The organism is Enterobacter sp. AN-K1 (assembly GCF_020971765.1).
GTDB lineage: Bacteria > Pseudomonadota > Gammaproteobacteria > Enterobacterales > Enterobacteriaceae > Enterobacter > Enterobacter hormaechei_C.
Window position 1 is genome coordinate 3091969 of sequence record NZ_CP087390.1, and the last position, 22994, is coordinate 3114962.

18 protein-coding genes are annotated in these 22994 nt (G+C 56.2%); 10 read left to right on the forward strand and 8 right to left on the reverse strand.

Annotated elements, in window-relative coordinates; all coding sequences use genetic code 11:
* Positions 1 to 8: 8 nt before the first annotated feature.
* The 8 genes from panC to thpR form a co-directional block, all read right to left on the reverse strand.
* Positions 9 to 860 carry a pantoate--beta-alanine ligase gene (gene panC / locus LOC22_RS14725; protein WP_230239001.1) on the reverse strand — a complete coding sequence of 284 codons (852 nt, stop codon included), beginning with the start codon at positions 858 to 860 and terminating at the stop codon, positions 9 to 11.
* A gap of 11 nt (positions 861 to 871) precedes the next feature.
* On the reverse strand, positions 872 to 1663 hold the full coding sequence (panB, locus tag LOC22_RS14730) for a 3-methyl-2-oxobutanoate hydroxymethyltransferase (RefSeq protein ID WP_015572705.1): 792 nt from the start codon (positions 1661 to 1663) through the stop codon (positions 872 to 874).
* A 123-nt stretch (positions 1664 to 1786) separates the two neighbouring features.
* On the reverse strand, positions 1787 to 2266 hold the full coding sequence (folK, locus tag LOC22_RS14735) for a 2-amino-4-hydroxy-6-hydroxymethyldihydropteridine diphosphokinase (protein WP_015572706.1): 480 nt from the start codon (positions 2264 to 2266) through the stop codon (positions 1787 to 1789).
* Positions 2263 to 3660 (reverse strand): polynucleotide adenylyltransferase PcnB, encoded by a 1398-nt coding sequence (pcnB, locus tag LOC22_RS14740; protein ID WP_026080645.1) that lies wholly within the window; start codon positions 3658 to 3660, stop codon positions 2263 to 2265. The genes folK and pcnB overlap by 4 nt, the downstream gene beginning before the upstream one ends.
* Before the next feature lie 42 nt (positions 3661 to 3702).
* Positions 3703 to 4593: a tRNA glutamyl-Q(34) synthetase GluQRS gene (gluQRS, locus tag LOC22_RS14745; RefSeq protein WP_023303096.1), complete on the reverse strand. Its 891-nt coding sequence runs from the start codon at positions 4591 to 4593 to the stop codon at positions 3703 to 3705.
* 59 nt (positions 4594 to 4652) lie between these two features.
* Positions 4653 to 5108, reverse strand: a complete 456-nt coding sequence (dksA, locus tag LOC22_RS14750; RefSeq protein WP_001155232.1) for an RNA polymerase-binding protein DksA — start codon at positions 5106 to 5108, stop codon at positions 4653 to 4655.
* A 176-nt stretch (positions 5109 to 5284) separates the two neighbouring features.
* Positions 5285 to 5989: a DNA/RNA nuclease SfsA gene (gene sfsA, locus LOC22_RS14755; RefSeq protein WP_017694492.1), complete on the reverse strand. Its 705-nt coding sequence runs from the start codon at positions 5987 to 5989 to the stop codon at positions 5285 to 5287.
* The gene (thpR, locus tag LOC22_RS14760) at positions 5979 to 6533 is read right to left on the reverse strand and encodes an RNA 2',3'-cyclic phosphodiesterase (RefSeq protein WP_003856249.1); all 555 of its coding nucleotides are present in this window, start codon (positions 6531 to 6533) and stop codon (positions 5979 to 5981) included. Before thpR ends, sfsA begins: the two co-directional genes overlap by 11 nt.
* Positions 6534 to 6606: 73 nt before the next feature.
* On the opposite strand from thpR, the gene hrpB reads away from it, so the two are divergent.
* From hrpB to fhuB, 10 genes are all read left to right on the forward strand, one after another.
* A complete protein-coding gene (hrpB, locus tag LOC22_RS14765) occupies positions 6607 to 9036 on the forward strand; it encodes an ATP-dependent helicase HrpB (RefSeq protein WP_032620933.1) in 2430 nt (809 codons plus the stop codon).
* A gap of 152 nt (positions 9037 to 9188) precedes the next feature.
* The gene (mrcB, locus tag LOC22_RS14770; protein ID WP_017383751.1) at positions 9189 to 11711 is read left to right on the forward strand and encodes a bifunctional glycosyl transferase/transpeptidase; all 2523 of its coding nucleotides are present in this window, start codon (positions 9189 to 9191) and stop codon (positions 11709 to 11711) included.
* A gap of 272 nt (positions 11712 to 11983) precedes the next feature.
* Positions 11984 to 12592, forward strand: a complete 609-nt coding sequence (locus tag LOC22_RS14775) for a fimbrial protein (protein WP_017383750.1) — start codon at positions 11984 to 11986, stop codon at positions 12590 to 12592.
* 43 nt (positions 12593 to 12635) lie between these two features.
* Positions 12636 to 13349: a molecular chaperone gene (locus LOC22_RS14780; RefSeq protein WP_017383749.1), complete on the forward strand. Its 714-nt coding sequence runs from the start codon at positions 12636 to 12638 to the stop codon at positions 13347 to 13349.
* Positions 13350 to 13369: 20 nt separating this feature from the next.
* Entirely contained in the window at positions 13370 to 15847 is a 2478-nt protein-coding gene (locus LOC22_RS14785) for a fimbria/pilus outer membrane usher protein (protein WP_230239002.1), read from the forward strand.
* A 44-nt stretch (positions 15848 to 15891) separates the two neighbouring features.
* Positions 15892 to 16839: a fimbrial protein gene (locus LOC22_RS14790; RefSeq protein ID WP_223862345.1), complete on the forward strand. Its 948-nt coding sequence runs from the start codon at positions 15892 to 15894 to the stop codon at positions 16837 to 16839.
* Positions 16840 to 17044: 205 nt separating this feature from the next.
* Positions 17045 to 19255 carry a ferrichrome porin FhuA gene (fhuA, locus tag LOC22_RS14795; protein WP_015572711.1) on the forward strand — a complete coding sequence of 737 codons (2211 nt, stop codon included), beginning with the start codon at positions 17045 to 17047 and terminating at the stop codon, positions 19253 to 19255.
* 50 nt (positions 19256 to 19305) lie between these two features.
* Complete coding sequence (gene fhuC / locus LOC22_RS14800) at positions 19306 to 20103, forward strand: Fe3+-hydroxamate ABC transporter ATP-binding protein FhuC (RefSeq protein ID WP_003856242.1); 798 nt, start codon at positions 19306 to 19308, stop codon at positions 20101 to 20103.
* Positions 20103 to 20993, forward strand: coding sequence for a Fe(3+)-hydroxamate ABC transporter substrate-binding protein FhuD (gene fhuD, locus LOC22_RS14805; protein WP_230239003.1), 891 nt, complete (start codon positions 20103 to 20105; stop codon positions 20991 to 20993). The genes fhuC and fhuD overlap by 1 nt, the downstream gene beginning before the upstream one ends.
* On the forward strand, positions 20990 to 22972 hold the full coding sequence (gene fhuB, locus LOC22_RS14810; protein ID WP_023295942.1) for a Fe(3+)-hydroxamate ABC transporter permease FhuB: 1983 nt from the start codon (positions 20990 to 20992) through the stop codon (positions 22970 to 22972). The genes fhuD and fhuB overlap by 4 nt, the downstream gene beginning before the upstream one ends.
* Positions 22973 to 22994 lie beyond the last annotated feature (22 nt).

A 22994-nucleotide genomic window follows, 5' to 3' on the forward strand; every position in this document is an offset into this window, starting at 1 on the left:
TAGAAAAACTACGCCAGCTCAACCACTTTGTTATCGATAAGGCGGGCCTGGCCGAGCCATGCCGCCACCAGAATTACCGCACGTTTGCTGGTCTCTGTAAGTGCCAGAAGCGTATCGGCATCCCGAATTTGAACGTCGTCAGCACGAAGACCTTTCTCGTTCAGCGCCTGTTCAGCCAGGGCGATAATCTCTTCTGCTGTTAACTCTTTTGCCAGCAGTTGCTCTGCCATCGTATTCATGACTTTGCTTAAGCCCGGCGCAATTTTACGCTGTTCGGCGGTCAGATAGCCGTTACGGGAACTGAGCGCCAGGCCATCTTTCGCGCGTACAATCGGCACGCCGACGATCTCGATGTCGTAGCCCATGTCGGCAACCATCTTGCGGATCAGCGCCAGCTGCTGGAAATCTTTCTCGCCAAAGCAGGCGATGTCCGGCTGCACAAGGTTAAACAGCTTGCTGACGATGGTGGAGACGCCACGGAAATGGCCCGGGCGGCTGGCGCCCTCCAGCATGGTCGAAATACCCGGCACGTCGACGTAGGTCGATTCAGTGGTACCCTGGGGATACACATCTGCGGGTGCCGGTGCGAAGACGATATCCGCATGACATTTTTTGAGCTTCTCGCAATCTTCCTGCAAGGTACGTGGGTAGCGCGCCAGATCGTCTTCGCGATCGAACTGCATCGGGTTAACGAAGATACTGACCACCACGATATCTGCCCGGGCTCTCGCTTCATCGACCAGCTTCATATGGCCGTCGTGCAGGTTGCCCATGGTTGGAACAAGGGCGATACGTTTACCTTCCTGACGCGCCCGACGAATATGCTGACGCAGCAGCGGCAGGGTTTCTATGATTAGCACACCTGGACTCCTTAATGGAAACTGTGTTCTTCGCCCGGATAAACGCCGGACTCAACCTCGGCAATATACTGCCGCACAGCAGCACGCATGTCGCCTGCTTCTGACAGGAAATTTTTAGCAAATTTTGGAATATGGCCGCCGGTGATCCCGAAGGCGTCGTGCATGACCAGAATCTGGCCATCGGTGACGTTACCCGCGCCGATGCCGATCACCGGAATCGACAGCGCCTCAGTGATACGCTTAGCCAGCTCAACCGGCACACACTCCAGCACCAGCAGCTGCGCGCCCGCGGCTTCCAGCGCCACGGCATCATCAAACAGCGTCTGCGCCGCATCGCCTCGGCCCTGCACCTTATATCCGCCAAAGATGTTGACCGACTGCGGCGTCAGCCCCAAATGACCACAAACCGGCACGGCGCGGTCGGTGAGCATTTTCACCGTATCGACCAGCCAGGCGCCGCCTTCGATTTTGACCATATTGGCGCCGGCGCGCATCACTGTCGCCGCATTTTCGAAGGCCTGCTCCGGGGTGGCATACGCCATAAACGGCAGATCGGAAAGCAGCAGGCAGGCGGGGGCACCCCGGCGCACGGCGCGGGTATGGTAAGCAATATCCTCGACCGTGACCGGCAGAGTGGAATCATGTCCTTGTACCGTCATCCCTAACGAGTCTCCGACCAGCATGACGTTGATCCCTTCTTCGGCAAACAGTTTTGCGAAGCTGTAGTCATACGCGGTGATAGTGGCGAAGCGTTTTTTTTCCTGTTTGCATTTCTGCAATAAGGAGATGGTGGTTGGTTTCATACTGTTTCCTGATGGCCCAAAAGCGAATCTTTGCGCATTCTAACAGTAACATTTGAGGGAACAATGATTTTAGGCAATCGATTAACCGCAAATAAGGAATGGTTAATCGATGCGGAGGCGGGATTACCAGCGGGCCGGTTTATCCGCGTTGAGATTTTGCAGAACGGCTTGCAGCGAGGAGCCGTCAGGGAAGGTGAGATCGGGCGCGACTTCAAACAGTGGCCAGAGCATAAACCCGCGGTTTTTCATGTCGTAATGCGGAACGGTGAGGCGTTCGGTGTTAATCACCTCGTGACCGAAAAGCATAATATCGAGATCGAGCGTGCGCGGTCCCCAGCGTTCGGCTTTGCGGACACGACCCTGCTGTAGCTCAATACGCTGGGTATTATCCAGCAGCGTTTCTGCGTCAAGGGTCGTTTCCAGCACCACGGCGGCGTTCAGATAATCAGGTTGATCCTGCGGGCCGAGCGGCGGCGTACGGTAAAATGAGGACAGCGCGACAATGCGGCTTTGGGGGATCTCTCCCAGGGCCTGCACGGCAGCGTTAACCTGCTCCAGCGGAGAGGCCAGATTGCTGCCGATGGCGATATACGCAAGGGTCATGCCGTACCTTCACGACGCGGTGCGCGTTTGCGCGGGCGACGGTGACGACGGCGCGGTGCCGGTTCATCATCCAGATCCGTAAGCATATCTTTTTGCTCCGGTGGCGCAGAAACCTGAAACTCGCCCCACCACTGCGCCAGGCGCTGTAGTTCCGGGTTCCTTTCAACTTCAGCACGCAGAGAGAGCAGATCGAACGCGGCGCGGAACTTAGGATGCTCCATCAGCTTCCAGGCGCGTTTACCCTGACGGCGGGACATACGCAGCTGAAGCTGCCAGATATCACGCACCAGCGTGGTAATACGTTTCGGGATCGCCAGCGTGCGACAGCCTTCGTCCAGCACGTCGTTTGCCGCCAGCGCGAACGCATCATAATAGGCGAGACCGCTCTCCTGGGTAATGCGCTGCGCCGTTTCCAGCAGCGGATACCAGAACATGGCCGCGAACAGGAACGCCGGATTCACGCGCATATCGTTATGAATACGGGTATCGGTGTTCTTCAGCACCTGCGCAATTATCCGCTCCATTGCGCTGTCACCGTTTTCGGTGAAGTAGCGGGTAATGGTCGGGAACAGCGGCTGGAACAGGTTGTATTCACGCAGCAGGTTGTAGGTTTCAAACCCGTAGCCTGCCTGGAGCAGCTTTAACGACTCCTCAAACAGACGGGCAGGGGGCACGTCGTTGATCAGCGTTGCCAGACGCGGGATCGGCTCTGCGGTTTCCGGGCTGATACGCATGTTCAGCTTGGCGGCGAAACGCACAGCGCGCAGCATTCGGACCGGATCTTCGCGATAGCGTGTTTCCGGCGTGCCGATCAGGCGAATCAGACCGTCTTTCAGATCCTGCATACCGCCGACGTAATCGCGCACGGTAAAATCCGCCACGCTGTAGTAAAGACTGTTGATGGTGAAATCGCGACGCTGAGCATCTTCTTCAATAGAGCCGAAGATGTTGTCACGCAGCAGCATGCCGTTTTGGCCGCGCTGGGAAGTCGTGCGATCGTTAACGCCCGCTTCGTGGTGACCGCGGAAGGTCGCCACTTCAATAATTTCCGGTCCAAACATCACGTGCGCCAGACGGAAACGGCGGCCAACCAGACGGCAGTTGCGGAATAATTTACGCACCTGCTCAGGCGTGGCGCTGGTCGTCACGTCGAAATCTTTTGGTTTTTTGCCCAGCAGTAAATCGCGCACCCCGCCGCCGACGAGATAGGCCTCGTAGCCTGCTTTATTCAGACGATAGAGCACCTTGAGGGCATTTTCACTGATATCTTTGCGGGAAATATTGTGCTGCTCACGCGGAATGACCGACATGTGTGGCTGTGCAATAGCGTCGTTCGCCATGCTCTCTTCGCGGCTCAGCACTTTACGGCAAAAATTAGCGACTCGGGTAAAAATAGTACACCTCGTAGTGTGTTTTGTTATCAAAAAAGCGGCTAATCATAGCTCAGCGCAACGCATTTGAGAATGCTGGATTTTTGGCACGGCCATAAGCGTCCAGTCAGCAATGGCCGTTTTCAGCAATTCATCCAGACTCAGATCCTGCCATTCCTGCGTTACATTCTGGTTGAGAAATCGCAGCGCGTCGATCAAAACCGGGCGCGGATCGCCGTCAGGCAGCGCCGGGGCATGATTCTGTTTCGATAGCTTATTTCCCTGTTCATTGACTGCCAGCGGCAGATGGATGTAATCCGGCACCGCCCAGCCAAACTGCTGGTAAAGCGATATTTGCCGCACGGTAGGCTCAACCAGATCCGCCCCGCGCACGATTTCCGTAACGCCCTGGAAATGGTCATCGATAACCACCGCCAGGTTATAGGCAAACAAACCATCACGACGGTGAATAATAAAATCTTCACGCGCCAGGCGTTCATCCGCCTGAATTGTTCCTGAGAGTACGTCGGTAAACTGCGTCACCGGAGAACGCTGTATCAGCCGTACGGCGGCATTCTCAGGACCGTTGTGCCGCGTACGGCAGTGGCCGTCATAAACGCCACCTACGCTCTGAATACGCGCCCGCGTGCAGGTGCAGTTATAGGAAAGGCCCTGTTCAGCAAGCCACGCCAGACGTTCACGGTAGGCATCATGGCGTTGAGACTGCCAGAGTACGTCGCCGTCCCAGTGAAGACCGTAATGTTCCAGCTGACGCAGAATAGTGTCTGCTGCACCGGGAACTTCACGTGGAGGATCGATATCTTCAATGCGGACCAGCCATTGACCCTGGCGGGCGCGAGCCTGTAGGTAGCTGCCGAGCGCGGCAATTAATGAGCCGAAGTGTAATTCACCGGAGGGAGATGGCGCAAAGCGCCCGATATAGTGAGATTCAGACATATCAACGGTAACAAGGCGGGAGAGACTCCCGCCTTAGCTGAGTAGTGAGAGGGCAGGCGTTAGCCGGCCATCTGTTTTTCGCGGATTTCTGCCAGCGTTTTACAGTCGATGCACAGATCGGCTGTTGGACGCGCTTCCAGGCGACGAATACCGATTTCAACACCGCAGGATTCGCAGTAGCCAAAATCTTCGTCCTCGACCTTCTTCAGCGTTTTTTCGATCTTTTTGATCAGTTTGCGCTCGCGGTCACGGTTACGCAGTTCGAGGCTGAACTCTTCTTCCTGAGCGGCACGGTCGACCGGGTCCGGGAAGTTAGCAGCTTCATCCTGCATATGTGTAACGGTGCGATCGACTTCATCCCTGAGTTGATTACGCCATGCTTCAAGAATACGCTTGAAGTGCGACAGCTGGGCTTCGTTCATATACTCTTCGCCCGGCTTCTCTTGATACGGCTCCACCCCAGCGATGGCGAGAATACTCAGGGACGATGTTTTACGGTTTTGCCCTTCTTGCATGTTGCTTCTCCTTAACACGCACTATCGATCCCCGTGTTGGGGGAAAAATCAGGTCGCTATAAATAGCAGATGCTTTTCCGTATGGCAATTATCTAAACGTAACACTTGACAACCCTGTGAGGAAAAGCGTATTTGCGCACGCGGCCAGAACACTTATTAGTCAATCGTCTAATCCCTTATAAGACAATGGGAAGAGAGGATCTCAGAGTCATATTATCGGCAGAAAGTTCCGCTTTATAGGCGAAAATCTCTACCCCCTGCTTTTGTGCCTCATTCAACAATTGCGCGTATTTAGGATCAATATGACGGGCCGGGGAAAACCGTTCAATGGCTGAATGCAGAACCGCAAACAGCAACACGGCGCGCTTGCCCGCCGCCGCTACACTCATTAGCTCTCGCAGATGCTTCTGGCCACGTAGCGTTACCGCATCCGGAAAGAAGCCGTTTTCCTGTTCCGCTAACGTCACTGATTTCACTTCAATATAGCACTCAGGGCGGTCTTCCGCCTGTAACATAAAATCAATTCTGCTGCCTTCATCGCCATATTTCACTTCGCTTTTTTGCGTGCCGTAACCCACCAGTTCAGGAAGCATTCCATTTGTCAGGGCTTCCTTAACCAGCTGATTTGCGCGCAGGGTATTCACGCAAATAAATGCCCCGCTTTGCGTCTCGGTCATTTCCCAGGTATGAGGATATTTGCGTTTAGTATTTTCTGATGTGGAATACCAGACCGTGTCACCCGGCGTGGCGCAACCGGTCATGGCGCCGGTGTTAGGGCAGTGCAGCGTGAGCGTTTCGCCCTCAGGGGTGATCACGTCAGCGAGAAAGCGTTTGTAACGCTGGATCAGCGTGGCGGGCTGGAGTGCAGGGCTAAACTTCATCAGGATTCCTTAACGTGTCGCCCAGCGTCCAGCGCTGAAGCGGAGTATAGCGGGTGCGTCCTTGTACAAAGGCAGATTCGTACAGCGCAAATTCATTCACCTGAAAGGACCAGTGAAAGCCCGGTGGCGGGATGGCAACGGCCTGACCCGCATCGCGCAGCAGGGTAATGTGGGGATGAAACGGCTGCGGGCTCTGATAACAGCCGCTGCGCGCGGCCTGCGCCCGCAGCATGTTGGCGAGCTGTAGCAGTCCGCGAGGGGGCTGCCGCGTCCCCAGCCAGACCACCCGAGAGCGCAGCCATTGCCCGGCATCGTCAAGATGCAGCGTAAACCCCGGCTGCGAAATGCGTCCGGCCATTGCGCTTAACGCGCGCTGCTTTTCAGCGCTTACTTCACCAAGAAAGGCTAACGTCAGGTGCATATTGGCGGCGACGACGGGGCGGCCCGCTTCTGCGGGGAAGTGGCTGGCGCGCCAGCGAACAATCTGCCGTTGAAGCGTGGTGGGTAATTCAATGGCGAAGAATAGCCGTTTTGACTCAGACATGCGCAAGACTCGGTAATGATATGCGCCGATGCTACAATGTACGCCGATTAATGTTAACCCTCTGGAGCCGTAAGTGTCCTCTTTGCCCGTCGCCGTCGTCCTTCCTGAGCTACTCGCAGCCTTAGAACATGCGCCACAGGTTTTGCTCAGCGCGCCCACCGGAGCGGGTAAATCCACCTGGCTGCCCCTGCAAATTCTGCGCGAGGGGAGCATCAGCGGGAAAATTATCCTGCTGGAGCCGCGCAGGCTGGCGGCGCGCAATGTGGCGCAGCGCCTGGCTGAACTGCTGAATGAAAAACCGGGCGAGACGGTAGGGTACCGGATGCGCGCCGAAACCTGCGTTGGACCGTCCACGCGGCTGGAGGTGGTCACCGAAGGTATTCTCACCCGTATGCTGCAAAACGATCCGGAGCTGACCGGCGTCGGGCTGGTGATCCTTGATGAATTTCACGAGCGCAGTCTCCAGGCCGATCTGGCCCTTGCGCTGCTGCTCGACGTTCAGCAGGGGCTGCGCGACGACCTTCGGTTGCTGATTATGTCGGCGACGCTGGATAACGAGCGGCTCCGGCAGACGCTCCCTGACGCGCCGATGATCTCCTCTGAAGGGCGTGCGTTCCCGGTCGAGCGCCGCTATCAGCCGCTGCCTGCCCATCAGCGTTTTGACGAAGCGGTTGCCATCGCCACCGCCGAATTGCTCCGTCAGGAACCCGGCTCGCTGCTGCTGTTTTTACCCGGCGTAGGCGAAATCCAGCGCGTACAGGAGCAGCTGGCATCCCGGGTGAACAGTGACGTTATGCTGTGCCCGCTCTACGGCGCGCTGCCGTTGGCTGACCAGCGCAAGGCGATCCTTCCCGCACCGGCGGGGCAGCGCAAAGTGGTGCTGGCAACCAATATCGCGGAAACCAGTTTGACCATCGAAGGCATTCGCCTGGTGGTGGACAGTACGCAGGAGAGGGTGGCCAGTTTTGATCCGCGTACCGGGCTGACCAGGCTACTGACGCAGCGCATCAGCCAGGCCTCAATGGTGCAGCGCGCAGGGCGAGCAGGGCGTCTTGAGCCGGGTATTTGCCTGCATTTAACCAGCGCCGAGCAGGCGGAGCGTGCGGCATTGCAGAGCACGCCTGAGATTTTACAAAGCGATCTCTCCGGGCTGGTGATGGATCTGATGCAGTGGGGCTGCCCGGACCCTGACCAGCTCACCTGGCTTAATCCTCCGCCTGTCGTGAACCTTTCCGCCGCGCGCAGCCTGCTGACCCAGCTTGGCGCGCTGGAAGACGAGCGACTGACGGCGCGCGGTCAGAAAATGGCGGCGCTGGGCAACGATCCGCGTCTGGCGGCAATGCTGGTGGCAGCACAGGGCGACGATGAAATTGCCACGGCGGCAAAACTGGCGGCTATTCTTGAGGAGCCGCCGCGCGGTGGCAGCAGCGATCTGGGACAGGCCTTTTCTCGCCATCAGGGAAACTGGCAACAACGCGCGCAGCAGCTGTGTAAACGCCTGAATTGCCGGGGCGGTTCGCCTGACAGCGATAAAGTTATCCCTCTGCTGGCCCAGGCCTTCCCGGACAGGATCGCGCGCCGTCGCGGGCTGGATGGTCGCTATCAGCTGGCAAATGGGATGGGCGCGATGCTGGACAGCGATGACGCCCTGACGCGTCACGAATGGCTGATCGCGCCGCTCTTGCTCCAGGGCAGCCATTCCCCGGACGCGCGTATTTTACAGGCGGTTGCCGTGGATATTGACGCCCTGACGCGTGCCTGCCCGCAGCTGCTTCAGCAATCTGACATCGTGGAATGGGATGATGCCCAGGGCACGCTGAAGGCGTTACGTCGTAGCCAGATTGGCAAACTGACGCTCGGGACGAAACCGCTGGCGAAGCCGTCGGAGGAAGAGTTACACCAGGCGATGCTGAACGGCATTCGGGAAAAAGGGCTGAGCGTACTGAACTGGACGCCGGAGGCCGAACAGTATCGCATTCGCCTGCATTGCGCCGCGAAGTGGCTGCCGGAACAGGGGTGGCCAGCGGTGAATGATGAGACGCTGCTCGCGACGCTTGAACAATGGCTGTTGCCGCAGATGAACGGCGTACACTCGCTGCGCGCCCTGAAGGCGCTTGATGTTAAGGCAGCGTTACAGAATTTACTGGACTGGTCGTTACGTCAACGTCTGGATAGTGAACTGCCTGGGCATTACACTGTGCCAACCGGGAGCCGGATTGCCATTCGTTATCATGAGGATAATCCGCCGGCGCTGGCGGTTCGGATGCAGGAGATGTTTGGTGAGGCCACCACGCCATCCATCGCTGAAGGGCGCGTGCCGTTAGTGCTTGAGCTGCTTTCGCCTGCGCATCGTCCCTTGCAGATCACCCGCGATCTGGGGGCGTTCTGGGCGGGGAGCTATCGTGAGGTGCAGAAAGAGATGAAAGGGCGATATCCCAAACACGTCTGGCCGGACGATCCGGCGAATACCGCGCCGACACGGCGCACGAAGAAATATTCGTAATGGATCGAAAAGGGGAGTGCGGCCTGATGCCCTCACCCCGGCCCTCTCCCATGGGGAAAGGGAGAAACAAACTTTGAGAGATTTCTTCTTTCACTGACCTGTGCAAGATAAGAAAATCTGGCCTTTGCGCCTGAATGTTGCGGAGAAAAAGCATGGCGGGGAATGACCGCGAGCCAATAGGACGTAAGGGAAAGCCGACGCGTCCGGCGAAAGAAAAGGTAAGCCGTCGTCGCCTCAGAGATGAGGAGTATGACGATGACTATGAAGACGATTATGAGGATGAAGAACCGATGCCACGTAAAGGGAAAGGCAAAGGGCGTAAGCCTCGTGGTAAGCGCGGCTGGTTCTGGTTGCTGCTGAAGCTGTTCATTGTTTTTGTTGTCCTGATCGCGATTTACGGCGTTTATCTGGATCAGAAGATCCGCAGCCGTATCGACGGGAAAGTCTGGCAATTGCCTGCGGCAGTGTACGGCCGCATGGTGAACCTTGAGCCGGACATGTCCATCAGCAAGAACGAGATGGTGAAGCTGCTGCAAGCCACGCAGTATCGTCAGGTCACGAAAATGACCCGTCCGGGTGAATTTACCGTCCAGGCGAAAAGCATTGAGATGATCCGCCGTCCATTCGACTTCCCGGACAGTAAAGAAGGGCAGGTGCGCGCGCGTCTGACCTTTGACGGCGATCGCCTGGAAACCATTGAGAACATGGATAACGATCGCCAGTTCGGTTTCTTCCGTCTCGATCCGCGTCTCATCACCATGCTGTCGTCCGCAAACGGCGAACAGCGCCTGTTCGTGGCGCGTAATGGCTTCCCGGATCTGCTGGTAGATACCCTGCTGGCAACCGAAGACCGCCACTTCTACGAGCACGACGGTATTAGCCTTTACTCCATTGGTCGTGCGGTACTGGCGAACCTGACTGCCGGGCGTACGGTGCAGGGGGCAAGTACCCTGACCCAGCAGCTGGTGAAAAACCTGTTCCTCTCCAGCGAGCGCTCTTACTGGCGTAAAGCCAACGAAGCGTACATGGCCGTGCTGATGGATGCGCGCTACAGCAAGGATCGCATTCTTGAGCTGTACATGAACGAGGTGTACCTCGGTCAGAGCGGTGACAACGAGATCCGCGGCTTCCCGCTGGCGAGCCTGTACTACTTTGGTCGTCCGGTAGAAGAGCTGAGCCTTGACCAGCAGGCGCTGCTGGTGGGCATGGTGAAAGGCGCGTCGATCTACAACCCGTGGCGTAACCCGAAACTGGCGCTGGAGCGACGTAACCTGGTGCTGCGTCTGCTGCAACAACAGCAGGTGATTGACCAGGAGCTGTACGACATGCTGAGCGCGCGTCCGCTGGGCGTTCAGCCGCGCGGTGGGGTGATCTCTCCGCAGCCTGCCTTTATGCAGATGGTGCGTCAGGAGTTGCAGTCTAAGCTCGGGGATAAAGTGAAAGATCTCTCCGGCGTGAAGATCTTTACCACCTTTGACTCCGTGGCACAGGACGCCGCAGAAAAAGCGGCGGTAGAAGGTATTCCGGCGCTGAAAAAGCAGCGTAAGCTGAGCGATCTGGAAACCGCGATGGTAGTGGTTGACCGTAACACCGGCGAAGTTCGTGCCATGGTGGGCGGTGCTGAGCCGCAGTTTGCGGGCTATAACCGTGCCATGCAGGCGCGTCGTTCAATTGGTTCACTGGCAAAACCGGCGACCTATCTGACCGCGCTGAGCCAGCCGAATCTTTATCGCCTGAATACCTGGATTGCCGATGCGCCAATTTCCCTGCGCCAGCCTAACGGCCAGGTTTGGTCACCGCAGAACGATGACAGACAGTTCAGCGGCCAGGTCATGCTGGTGGATGCGTTAACCCGCTCGATGAACGTGCCAACGGTTAACCTCGGAATGGCGCTGGGCCTGCCGGCCATTACCGACACCTGGCAGAAGCTGGGGGTACCGAAAGATCAGCTGCACCCGGTGCCAGCGATGATTCTGGGGGCGCTTAACCTGACGCCAATCGAAGTGGCGCAGGCGTTCCAGACCATCGCCAGCGGCGGTAACCGTGCTCCGCTTTCCGCTCTGCGTTCGGTGATTGCCGAAGATGGCTCCGTGCTGTATCAGAGCTTCCCGCAGGCAGAACGTGCAGTTCCGGCGCAGGCGGCCTATATGACGCTGTGGACCATGCAGCAGGTTGTCCAGCGCGGTACAGGCCGTCAGCTGGGAGCGAAGTATCCGGGCCTGCATCTGGCGGGTAAAACCGGGACCACCAACAACAACGTCGATACCTGGTTCGCCGGTATTGATGGTCGTGAAGTGGTCATCACCTGGGTGGGGCGCGATAACAACCAGCCGACCAAACTGTATGGCGCGAGCGGTGCGATGTCGATTTACCAGCGCTACCTGGCCAACCAGTCTCCGGTGCCGCTGAACCTGGTTGCCCCGGAAGATATCGTTGATATGGGCGTGGACGCATCGGGCAACTTTATCTGCGGTGGCGGGATGCGTACGCTGCCGGTCTGGACGACTAACCCGGATGCGCTGTGTCAGCAAAGTCAGCCAGAAGAACCGACAGGTAACCCGTTCGATCAGTCTTCTCAACCCCAGCAGCCGCAGCAACAGCCGCAGCAGCAGAATGAGAAGAAAGACAGCGACGGTGTCGCCGGCTGGATCAAGGACATGTTTGGCGGAAACTAATTAGTTTCCTGAATAAAAGGCCGCTTAAGGATTAAGCGGCCTTTTTTTATGTTTACATTCATTTATATTTAAAATTATTAAATTTAAAATGTAGAATTATTAATTTTTGCTTTTTTTCATCTAAAACAGAGAGTTGTGTCCGATTATTCGGGCATTATCATTTTGCGATCTAGACGTGATGAAGAATAATCTGATTAAATCCTCCCCAGAAATTTACTGACCTCACAGGATATTCCTTAGAGGACTTCCCAACATTTTTGTATATATCAAGAATGGATATCTTCATCATCACATATAAGGATATTGTTATGAGTAAATATGTTGTTTCAACGGTGCTGGCCAGCACGTTTATGGCTGCACTTTCTCTGCCGGTATTTGCAGCGAATGATTCTGGTACGGTAAATTTCGCCGGAAAAATTGTGGCGGATACCTGTGAAATTGATGTTGATGGCTCGGGGTCCAATACTTCCACCGTCACATTTGCAGATACTTATCCTTCTGATTTTGGTACTGACGGTCAGGTCGGGACGTCGAAGGCCTTTAAGATTGAAGTGAAAAAATGTGATCCGCTGGTTGCCAAACTGAACCTCAAGTTCAGCGGCACCACAACGGATGCGGAATACAAGCGCCTGAAGAACGATCTTTCCGGCGCTGGCAATGCGACCAACGTTGGCATCATTGTCAGTAATGAAAATGGGACTAAGGGGGACGTGGTTTTCAACGGATCAGAACCGGAAGCCGGTACCGATGTTGCGAACGATGCCACTGGCGCCACAGCATCTGTCTTTAATTACACCGCGAAAGTTATTCAGGTTGGTGATAACAAACCAACAGCAGGTCACTACTCCTCATCTGCAACGTTCGAGGTTGTTTATCGCTAAATCTATTTTGGCAGCCTGAAAGGGCTGCCTTCTGGAACGTAGTATGAATTATTTATTAAAATTGTTAGGTGGATGTTTGATTATCTCTTGCTGTTCAGTACAGGCAAGTGTGGTTCTCGGTGGCACGCGAATTATTTATCCATCGAATAAATCCGAAGTACAAATAGCACTCAAAAATAAAGACCCTCATACTCGATATCTGGTGCAAAGCTGGGTGAGTTACCCCAACGATGCAAAAGCACCTTTCATCATTACGCCGCCTGTCTATAAATTACAGGAAAATCGTCAGACCCTTTTGCACATCATTTTTACCGGCGATAAAAAAAATCTGCCCGCAGATCGCGAATCTTTATTTCTGGCGAATGTGAAATCCGTCTCGGCGTTATCACCTGACTTAAAAGACAAGAATACGCTGCAATTCGCGATGAAAACGCGTCTGAAGCTGTTCTGGCGTCCTGCTGATTTGAAAGAAACCGATGCGCTACAAGCCTATGAAAAAATCACCTTCCGCCGCCAGGGGAACAAGCTCATTGCGAAAAACCCAACGCCGTTTTACGTCTCCTTTGGCGAGCTGGCCGTGGGCGGGAAAAGTGTCCCTGTGACTGACACAAGAACAACGCCGGGGGCGATTTCAATGATGGTCGCACCTTTCAGCGAGCAATATTTTTCTGTGCCTCAATCTGCAAACGGGCCCGTGACGTGGACTGCTATTAGCGATTTCGGCGCGCAAACCTCCCAGCGCAAGCAGGCTCTTTAAACACACAATGCTGGTACCCTATGTCGTCATCTCCACTCTACAAACAGGTTCTGAAGGGAATCGCGTTAGCGCTGCTCGCGATGATCCAGCCTGTGAGTGCAGATGACGAATTTAACCTGCGGATCCTCGAGATGGACACTCCGCTGGAAAACACCTCAACGCTAAAAAATTTCATTAATGATAATGGCTTACTGCCCGGAAACTTTCTGACGACCATTATGTGGGATCGGGATGTTCTGGATAAACGCACGGTGAGTTGGATCTTGTCTGACGATAAGCAGCGCCTGTTACCGGAGCTGACCAAAGCGGATCTGCGTGCATTAGGGGTAAAAGTCGACACGATCCCGGACATGAAAGATCTGGATGATGCGGTGATAATCGATGACATCTCCCATTTTATTGATAATGCCCGCTACGATTACGACCAGGATAATCAGACCCTCAAGCTGGTGATCCCGCAAAAATACCGCGATCAGGCTGCGGCCGGGGCTATCGAGCCGAAATTCTGGGATGACGGTGCTCCCGCCGCCTGGACAAGCTACCAGTTTAGCGGCTCTCAGCAGCACTATCGTTCTGGTAAAACGTCATCTGCATGGCTTGGCCTGGAGTCGGGGATCAACCTCGGGGCGTGGCGGTTGCGTAACAACAGCACCTGGAGTGACAACGCCGGTTGGGATGCAATCGCCAGTACGCTGCAACGTGATATCAAAACCCTGCAAAGCCAGCTTGAGATAGGCCAGACGTACACTAACGGCGAGCTTTTCGACAGCGTCCAAATGACCGGCGTGAAGCTGGAAACGGATACTTCCATGCTGCCCACCAGCCAGCAGGGGTTTGCCCCCGTGGTGCGTGGTATCGCAAATAGCGATGCAAAGGTCACCATCAGGCAAAACGGCCACACCATTTATCAAAGCAACGTCTCTCCGGGGCCATTTGAGATCCGCGATTTAAGCCAGGTCACATCCGGCCCGGATCTGGAGGTGACGGTGGAAGAGGCCGACGGCAGCGAACACAGCTTCATCCAGGCCAGCGCATCGGTACCGGTGCTACAGCGGGAAGGGGCATTTAAATATTCGCTGGCGGCAGGGCGTTATCGCGGTAATGAAGGTGAGGACGAGCCCCCTTTTCTGCAAGGGACGGTCATTTACGGCCTGCCTTATGGCGTAACAACATACGCCGGCGCGCTCGTTGCATCGTCGTATCAGGCTATGCTGGCGGGAACAGGGGCCGATCTTGGCCGTTTCGGATCGGCATCCGTGGATGTGACCGCCGCCCGTACGGCTTTTGATGATGGACGAGATGATGCCCGCGGGATGTCATGGCGTGCGCAGTATTCCAGGGATATTCCGGATACAGACACCACCGTGACGCTTGCCAGCTACCGTTATTCCACCTCAGGGTTTTATACCTTTCAGGAAGCTGTCGACCAGCGTGACAGCGAGATTGACGATGGGATTTATACCTATCGGCGAACCAATAATCGGCGCAGCCGCATGCAGGTTAATCTTTCCCAACGCGTTTCGGACTGGGGATCGGCTTACCTTAATGGTTATCAGCAGGATTACTGGAACATGGCGGGACACGAGCGCAGCGTCAGTGCGGGGCTAAGCTCCGGCTGGCGCGGTATAACCTGGTCGGTAAGCTACAGCCTGACGCGTACGCCGGACGCCAATACCGATCGGCAAATGGCGTTGATGGTCAACGTACCTCTTTCACGCTGGCTAGCGAACGCATGGTCAACTTACAGCGCCAACACTGCCAGCGGTGGATTCGTTTCGCATCAGGTAGGGATCGGCGGCACGGCACTTGAGAACAATAACCTCAGCTATAACCTCCAGCAGACCTATGCCAGTCACGATACTGGCTATGGTGGCAGTGTATCCGGGCGCTACCGGGGATCTGCCGGTGATGTCGGGCTGGGGTATAACTACGGGGGCGATAACCGACAGTGGAACTACAGCGCGCAGGGTTCAATTGTTGCGCATGAACATGGAGTAACCCTGGGGCAATCCGTCCGCGACGCCTTTGCCATTGTCCATATCAAAGATGGCGATAACGTCAAAGTACAGAACGGGCGAGGGATCTACACCGATCGCTTTGGTAACGCGATTGTCCCTTCCCTGACGGCCTACCGGAAAAACGGTATTACGGTCAACACCCAGGATCGTGAAGATATTGAAATTGCCGCCGCTACCCAGGATGTTGTCCCAACAAAAGGCGCGGCCATCTCAGCGAATTTTGATGCACGAGTGGGGAAGCGTGCGCTTATCACGCTGCTTTTCCACGGCAAGCCGGTACCTTTCGGCGCCATTGTCACGCAGGAAAGTGCAACGGCTATCGTCGGTGATGAAGGAGAAGTCTGGCTTACCGGTCTGCATGAAGCGGTTTCCCTGAATGTGCAGTGGGGTGACGGGCGCGATCAACGGTGTGCGTGGGCGGGGGATCTCCCTCCCGGGCGCTCAGCAACTATTTTGAAAATGACGGTAAATTGCCAATGAGGCGTAGCAAAGAACTATTCATCAGCGCAATGGCTGGCCTAATCATGCTGTTTTCAGCTCCGGCATTCGCAACTTGTACATTTACGGGAGGCGGAAGTAGCGGGGGAATTGTTACCTTCAACATTCCCGCTGTCATCCAGCTTGAGCCAGACGTTCAGGTCGGTACCATTATTTATGACGCCAGCGTGGAATCAGGTGAAATTGCGCAAAGATGTGATGGTGATTCCGTTCGGGTACGTAGAGGCTATCTCTCATTGAGTGATGCTGATGCGCGTGAAGATGTTTTACCCGGAGTGTATAAAACCAACGTGACCGGGATTGGCATTCGCGTTGCAGCGTCTACAACCCAGTTCCCCAGCTATACCGAAGAAGACATTATCAGGCCGGAAACTTATCTTGGCACGATCAGAAGCTTTTCAACGAATTACAATTTCCGGGCTACCGCTCAGTTGATCGTTATTGGTGAAGTCGAAGAGGGCGATCTTAATACGTCCCTGTTAACCTCACATGAAACTTACGATAACGACGTGATAGGCGAAATTCGCTTTTCACCAACCAGTGTGCACATTACGACAAACACCTGTAACCTGGCGGATAAAAACATCTACGTGCCGCTGGAAACGGTCAATGCGCACGATTTTAACGGTCAGTATTCTGACATCCTGACCGACAGTCGTTTCAGGATTGATATTACGGACTGCGCCGCCGGGACAAAAATTGATTATCAGTTCACCAGTGCAGGGTCGACTGGCGTAACGGATGGCAATATCCTCAATATTGCTACCGGAGACAACGCTGCAAGCGGCGTAGGCATTCAAATCCTCGACAAGAACGATGCGGTGTTACAGTTCGACCAGAGCTACACGGCAATAACCCGTACCCAGGACAACGTCCCGGTTGAGATCCCACTCAAAGCCCGTTACATCAAAACGGGAGAGGTTAAAGCCGGGAAAGTCGACGCCGTCGCGACTTTCGAACTCTTCTATCGTTAAGCCCTCCGGCCCGTTTCGGCAGGCTTTAGCGATCATTTCGCTAACTTCATTAACCCTCTATTTTCATCTGGTTAATTCTTAAACCCTTAAATCTTGTAGGGCCGCATACTGCTTGCTATGCAGCCAACGTTTCGCATATTATTCTGCGGTCATAATAATAATTCTCGTTTACGTTATCATTCACTTTTTCCATCAGAGATCCATCATGGCGCTTTCCAATACTGCTCAGCCAATTAACACGTCGCTGCGTAAAATCGCGGTCGTCGTAGCCACAGCGGTTGCCGGCATGTCTGCTTATGCTCATGCCGCCGAAACCCCGAAAAAAGAAGAAACCATTACTGTTACTGCCGCACCGGCTGCGCAGGAGAGTGCCTGGGGGCCTGCACCGACGATTGCAGCAAAGCGCACTGCAACGGCGACGAAAACCGATACACCGATCGAGAAAACCCCGCAGTCCATTTCCGTGGTCACACGTGAAGAGATGGACATGAAACAGCCGGGGACGGTTAAACAGGCGCTGGCCTACACGCCGAGCGTTTTCGCAACGCGCGGCGCCTCCACGACCTATGACGTGGTTTCTATTCGTGGTTTTACGACCTCCAGTACAGTGAACACCAACCAGTATCTGGACGGTATGAAGCTGCAAGGGGATAACTACTCTGAAGCGTCGATGGACCCATACTTCCTGGAGCGCGTAGAGCTGCTGCGAGGCCCGACGTCCGTACTGTATGGAAAAAGCCACCCTGGCGGCGTAGTGAGTATGGTCAGCAAGCGTCCAACCACGGAACCGTTAAAAGAAATTCAGTTCAAAATGGGGACGGATAACCTGTGGCAGACTGGGTTTGACTTCAGCGACGCGATTGATGATAACGGCGTGTGGTCCTACCGTCTGACCGGCCTGGGACGCAGTGAAAATGCGCAGCAGGAGATGGTGAAGTCTACTCGTTACGCGATTGCGCCGTCTTTCAGCTGGCGTCCTGATGATAAAACTGATTTCACTTTCCTGAGCAACTTCCAGAGCGATCCGGATGCGGGTTACTACGGCTGGCTGCCGCGTGAAGGTACCGTTGTGCCTTACTATGATGCTAACGGAAAGGCGCACAAACTGCCGACCGATTTCAACGAAGGCGATGAAGACAATAAGATCTCCCGTCGTCAGAAAATGGTGGGTTACAGCTTCGCGCATGAATTCAACGACACCTTCACCGTGCGTCAGAATCTGCGTTATACCAAAATCAATACGCTTTACCGTTCAGTTTACGGTAATGGCTATATCGCTCCGGCCCAGATCAGCCGTGCGTACGTGCGCTCAGATGAAGACCTCAACTCGTTCACGGTTGATACACAGCTCCAGTCGAAATTCGCGACCGGTGCCGTTGACCATACGCTGCTGACGGGGGTGGATTACCTTCGTATGCGCAATGATATTGATGCTGACTACGGTACCGCCGATCCGATCAGCATGAACAATCCGCAGCACGGCAATGCGAACGTCAATGTGAACTTCCCGTATGCCATGCTAAATCGCCAGGAGCAGACCGGGCTCTATGCGCAGGATCAGGCGGAATGGGATAAGTGGGTACTCACCATGGGTGGCCGCTATGACTTTGCAAAAACGTCTGCCTTTAACCGTAATAACGGGACCACCGCGGAAATTAACGATCAGGCATTTACCTGGCGCGGGGGGATTAACTACCTGTTCGACAACGGGATCACCCCATACTTCAGCTACAGTGAATCCTTTGAGCCGCTCTCTGGCACCACCCAGGGCGGCAAACCTTTCGATCCGGCGCGCGGCAAGCAGTATGAAGCGGGCGTGAAGTATGTTCCGAAAGATCTGCCTGTTGTGGTGACGGCAGCGGTCTATCAGCTGACCAAGAACAACAACCTGACCGCCGATCCGGCGAACCCGACCAGCGGCTTTAGCGTGCAGGGCGGTGAAATTCGCTCCCGTGGCTTTGAGCTGGAAGCGAAAGCGGCGGTGTCGGCTAACGTGAACGTAACGGCGGCCTACAGCTACACAGATGCGGAATATACCCATGATACCTGGTATGAAGGTCGTCGTCCGGCAGAAGTACCGCGCAACATGGCATCCCTGTGGGCGGATTACACCTTCCACGAGACGGCGCTGAGTGGCCTGACCGTCGGTGCGGGCGCGCGTTACATCGGTAACACGGTGACGTACTACTCCTCAGCGTCGCCTAAAGCCTATGAGTCCTTTAACGTCGCGGGTTATGCCCTGGCGGATGCGACCGTGAAATACGATCTGGCGCGCTTTGGTCTGCCGGGATCTTCCGTCGGCGTCAACGTGAACAACATCTTTGACCGTGAATACGTCTCCAGCTGCTACAGCGAGTATGCATGCTACTGGGGAGCAGGACGCCAGGTTGTTGCCACCGCGACCTTCCGCTTCTAACCTCTTTATGGGCACGGTTCGCCGTGCCCTTTTTATTTAAGTTGGCTGACATGCAGGATAATAAAACGCAATCCGACTCCACCTTCACGCTTAACAATCTCTCCTTTCGCGTACCCGGGCGCACCTTGCTGCATCCGCTCTCTTTGACGTTTCCCGCAGGTAAAGTGACCGGTTTAATCGGGCACAATGGTTCCGGTAAATCGACGCTGCTGAAGATGCTGGGTCGTCATCAGCCGCCGTCCGAGGGCGACATATTGCTGGATGACCAGCCGCTGGCGAGCTGGAGCAGTAAGGCCTTTGCCCGCAAGGTGGCCTATCTGCCGCAGCAGTTGCCGCAGGCGGAGGGGATGACGGTGCGCGAGCTGGTGGCGATTGGACGTTATCCGTGGCACGGTGCGCTCGGGCGTTTTGGCGTCGCTGACAGGGAGAAAGTGGAAGAGGCGATCGCGCTGGTTGGGTTAAAACCGCTGGCGCACCGTCTGGTGGATAGCCTGTCCGGTGGCGAGCGTCAGCGCGCATGGATCGCGATGCTGGTGGCGCAGGACAGCCGCTGCCTGCTGCTCGACGAACCCACTTCGGCGCTGGATATTGCTCATCAGGTTGACGTCCTGGCGCTGGTGCATCGCTTAAGTCAGCAGCGCGGCCTGACGGTGATTGCCGTTCTGCATGATATCAACATGGCGGCACGCTATTGCGACTACCTGGTAGCGCTGCGCGGCGGTGAAATGATCGCTCAGGGTACGCCTGCCGAACTGATGCGCAGCGAAACGCTGGAACATATCTACGGTATTCCTATGGGCATCCTGCCTCACCCAGCCGGGGCTGCACCCGTGAGCTTTGTCTACTGATGCTGGATTCAACATTCATTAGCCGCCGTCGCCTGCTGACGGCCATGGCGCTCTCACCGCTGCTGTTAAAGATGGGCCCGGCCCGCGCTGCGGCTATCGATCCGCACCGCATCGTGGCGCTGGAGTGGTTGCCCGTCGAACTGATGATGGCGCTTGGCGTGACGCCTTACGGCGTGGCCGATATTCCCAACTACACCCTGTGGGTGAATGAGCCAAAACTGCCGGACTCCGTCATCGACATTGGCCTGCGTACGGAGCCGAACCTTGAGCTTCTCACCCAGATGAAACCGTCTTATTTATTCTGGTCTGCGGGGTATGGCCCGTCGGAAGAGACCATGGCGAAGATTGCGCCCGGACGGGGCTTTTCCTTTAGCGACGGCAAAAAGCCGCTGACCATGGCAAAAAATTCCATCCACGAGATGGCGCAGTTTCTCAACCGTGAGGCTCAGGCGAAAAAACATCTCGATGAATTTGATGCGCTGATTGATTCCCTCAAGCCGCGCTTTGCCCACCGTGGCGATCGGCCTTTGCTGATGGTAACCCTGCTGGATGCCCGCCATATGCTGGTCTTTGGAAATAACTGTCTGTTCCAGGAAGTGCTCGACAGCTTTGGCATTCGCAATGCCTGGGAAGGCGAGATGACATTCTGGGGCAGTACCGCCGTGGGTATTGACCGTCTGGCGGCGTTTCATGATGTGGACGTGCTGTGCTTCGATCACGGGAACGAGCGCGAGATGCAAACCCTGATGGCGACCCCGCTCTGGCAGGCAATGCCGTTCGTCCGCGAGCAGCGCTTCCTGCGCGCACCAGCGGTATGGTTCTACGGCGCGACGCTGTCGGCAATGCATTTTGCCCGCGTGCTGGACAATGCACTGGGAGGCAAGGCATGAGCACGCGGATGGCCCGTTTCCCAATGTTACTGTTAGCGCTCATTTTTCTGGCTGCCCTGGTGTTAACCGGCTTTAACCTGAGCACGGCGTTACCGCGCGATCAATGGGCAGCCGCGTTTGCCGCACCGGATATCGATAATATTCAGCAAATGCTGTTCCACTACAGCCTGCTGCCGCGTCTGGCTATCTCTCTGCTGGTCGGGGCGGGACTGGGACTGGTGGGCGTACTGTTTCAGCAGGTGCTGCGTAACCCGCTGGCAGAGCCGACCACGCTGGGCGTGGCGACGGGGGCTCAGCTGGGGATCACCATCACCACTCTCTGGACCCTGCCGGGAGCGTTAACCTCGCAGTTTGCCGCGCTGGCAGGCGCATGTGTGGTCGGTGCGCTGGTCTTTGGCGTGGCCTGGGGAAAACGTCTCTCGCCGGTCACGCTGATCCTCGCGGGGCTGGTCGTCAGCCTCTACTGTGGGGCGATCAACCAGCTGCTGGTGCTGTTTCACCACGACCAGCTGCAAAGCATGTTTATGTGGAGTACCGGCACGCTCACCCAGACCGACTGGAGTATCGTCCAGCGCCTGTGGCCGCAGCTGTTCGGCGGCGTGGTGCTGACGCTGCTGCTGCTGCGTCCGCTGACGTTGATGGGCCTCGATGACGGCGTGGCGCGCAATCTGGGGCTGGCGCTGTCGCTGGCGCGTCTGGCGGCCCTGACCCTGGCGATTGTGCTGAGCGCGTTACTGGTTAACGCCGTCGGCATCATCGGGTTTATCGGCCTGTTTGCGCCATTGCTGGCAAAAATGCTCGGCGCGCGCCGTCTGCTGGCGCGTCTGATGCTGGCTCCGCTGATTGGTGCGCTGATCCTCTGGCTTTCCGATCAACTCATTCTCTGGCTGGCGCGCGTCTGGATGGAAGTTTCCACGGGCTCGGTGACGGCCCTGATCGGCGCGCCGCTGCTGCTGTGGCTGTTGCCGCGCCTGCGCAGCATTAGCGCCCCGGCAATGGATGCCGGCGATAAAGTACATGCCGAACGTCAGTCGGTGGTGTGGTTCAGCCTTGCCGGGCTGGCGGTGCTGGTTATCGCCTCGTTTGCCGCACTCTCGCTGGGACGCGACGCCACGGGCTGGCACTGGGCGACGGGGGATTTGCTGCATGAACTCATGCAGTGGCGCTGGCCGCGGATCTTCTCCGCGCTGATTGCGGGCGTCATGCTGGCGGTGGCGGGCTGTATTATCCAGCGTCTCACCGGCAACCCGATGGCAAGCCCGGAAGTATTAGGGATCAGCTCCGGGGCCGCGTTTGGCGTAGTGTTAATGTTGTTCCTCGTGCCGGGAAATGCGTTCGGCTGGCTGATGCCTGCCGGGAGTATCGGCGCGGCAGTCACGCTGATGATTATCCTGATCGCCTCCGGGCGAGGGGGGTTCTCACCTCACCGCATGCTGCTGGCCGGGATGGCGCTCAGCACCGCGTTTACTATGCTGCTGATGATGTTGCAGGCGAGCGGCGATCCGCGCATGGCGCAGATCCTGACCTGGATTTCCGGTTCAACGTACAACGCCACCGGCAGTCAGGTGGTGCATACCGGGATTGTGATGATCGTGCTGCTGGCGATTGTGCCGCTGTGCCGTCGCTGGATGACCATTCTGCCGCTGGGTGGGGATACCGCCCGCGCGGTCGGAGTGGCGCTGACGCCAACGCGTATCGCCCTGTTGCTGCTGGCCGCGTGCCTGACGGCGACGGCCACCATGACTATCGGCCCGCTCAGTTTTGTCGGATTAATGGCGCCGCATATCGCCCGTATGATGGGCTTCCGCAGGACTTTGCCGCATATCGTGATCTCTGCGCTGACGGGCGGAGCGATCCTGGTCTTTGCTGACTGGTGCGGAAGGATGGTGCTGTTCCCGTATCAGATCCCGGCGGGCCTGCTGTCGACCTTTATCGGCGCGCCGTACTTTATATATCTGTTGAGAAAGCAGAGTCGGTAGTAAAAGTAAACGGCAATCCTTG

Bases quoted from the DNA above. Each gene is read 5' to 3' on its own strand.
- LOC22_RS14780 (WP_017383749.1), top strand. From the start codon at position 12,636: ATGAATTATTTATTAAAATTGTTAGGTGGATGTTTGATTATCTCTTGC.
- thpR (WP_003856249.1), bottom strand. From the start codon at position 6,533: ATGTCTGAGTCAAAACGGCTATTCTTCGCCATTGAATTACCCACCACG.
- fhuA (WP_015572711.1), top strand. From the start codon at position 17,045: ATGGCGCTTTCCAATACTGCTCAGCCAATTAACACGTCGCTGCGTAAA.
- fhuD (WP_230239003.1), top strand. From the start codon at position 20,103: ATGCTGGATTCAACATTCATTAGCCGCCGTCGCCTGCTGACGGCCATG.
- fhuB (WP_023295942.1), top strand. From the start codon at position 20,990: ATGAGCACGCGGATGGCCCGTTTCCCAATGTTACTGTTAGCGCTCATT.
- LOC22_RS14790 (WP_223862345.1), top strand. From the start codon at position 15,892: ATGCTGTTTTCAGCTCCGGCATTCGCAACTTGTACATTTACGGGAGGC.
- fhuC (WP_003856242.1), top strand. From the start codon at position 19,306: ATGCAGGATAATAAAACGCAATCCGACTCCACCTTCACGCTTAACAAT.
- dksA (WP_001155232.1), bottom strand. From the start codon at position 5,108: ATGCAAGAAGGGCAAAACCGTAAAACATCGTCCCTGAGTATTCTCGCC.
- sfsA (WP_017694492.1), bottom strand. From the start codon at position 5,989: ATGAAGTTTAGCCCTGCACTCCAGCCCGCCACGCTGATCCAGCGTTAC.
- LOC22_RS14785 (WP_230239002.1), top strand. From the start codon at position 13,370: ATGTCGTCATCTCCACTCTACAAACAGGTTCTGAAGGGAATCGCGTTA.
- panB (WP_015572705.1), bottom strand. From the start codon at position 1,663: ATGAAACCAACCACCATCTCCTTATTGCAGAAATGCAAACAGGAAAAA.
- gluQRS (WP_023303096.1), bottom strand. From the start codon at position 4,593: ATGTCTGAATCTCACTATATCGGGCGCTTTGCGCCATCTCCCTCCGGT.
- LOC22_RS14775 (WP_017383750.1), top strand. From the start codon at position 11,984: ATGGATATCTTCATCATCACATATAAGGATATTGTTATGAGTAAATAT.
- mrcB (WP_017383751.1), top strand. From the start codon at position 9,189: ATGGCGGGGAATGACCGCGAGCCAATAGGACGTAAGGGAAAGCCGACG.
- folK (WP_015572706.1), bottom strand. From the start codon at position 2,266: ATGACCCTTGCGTATATCGCCATCGGCAGCAATCTGGCCTCTCCGCTG.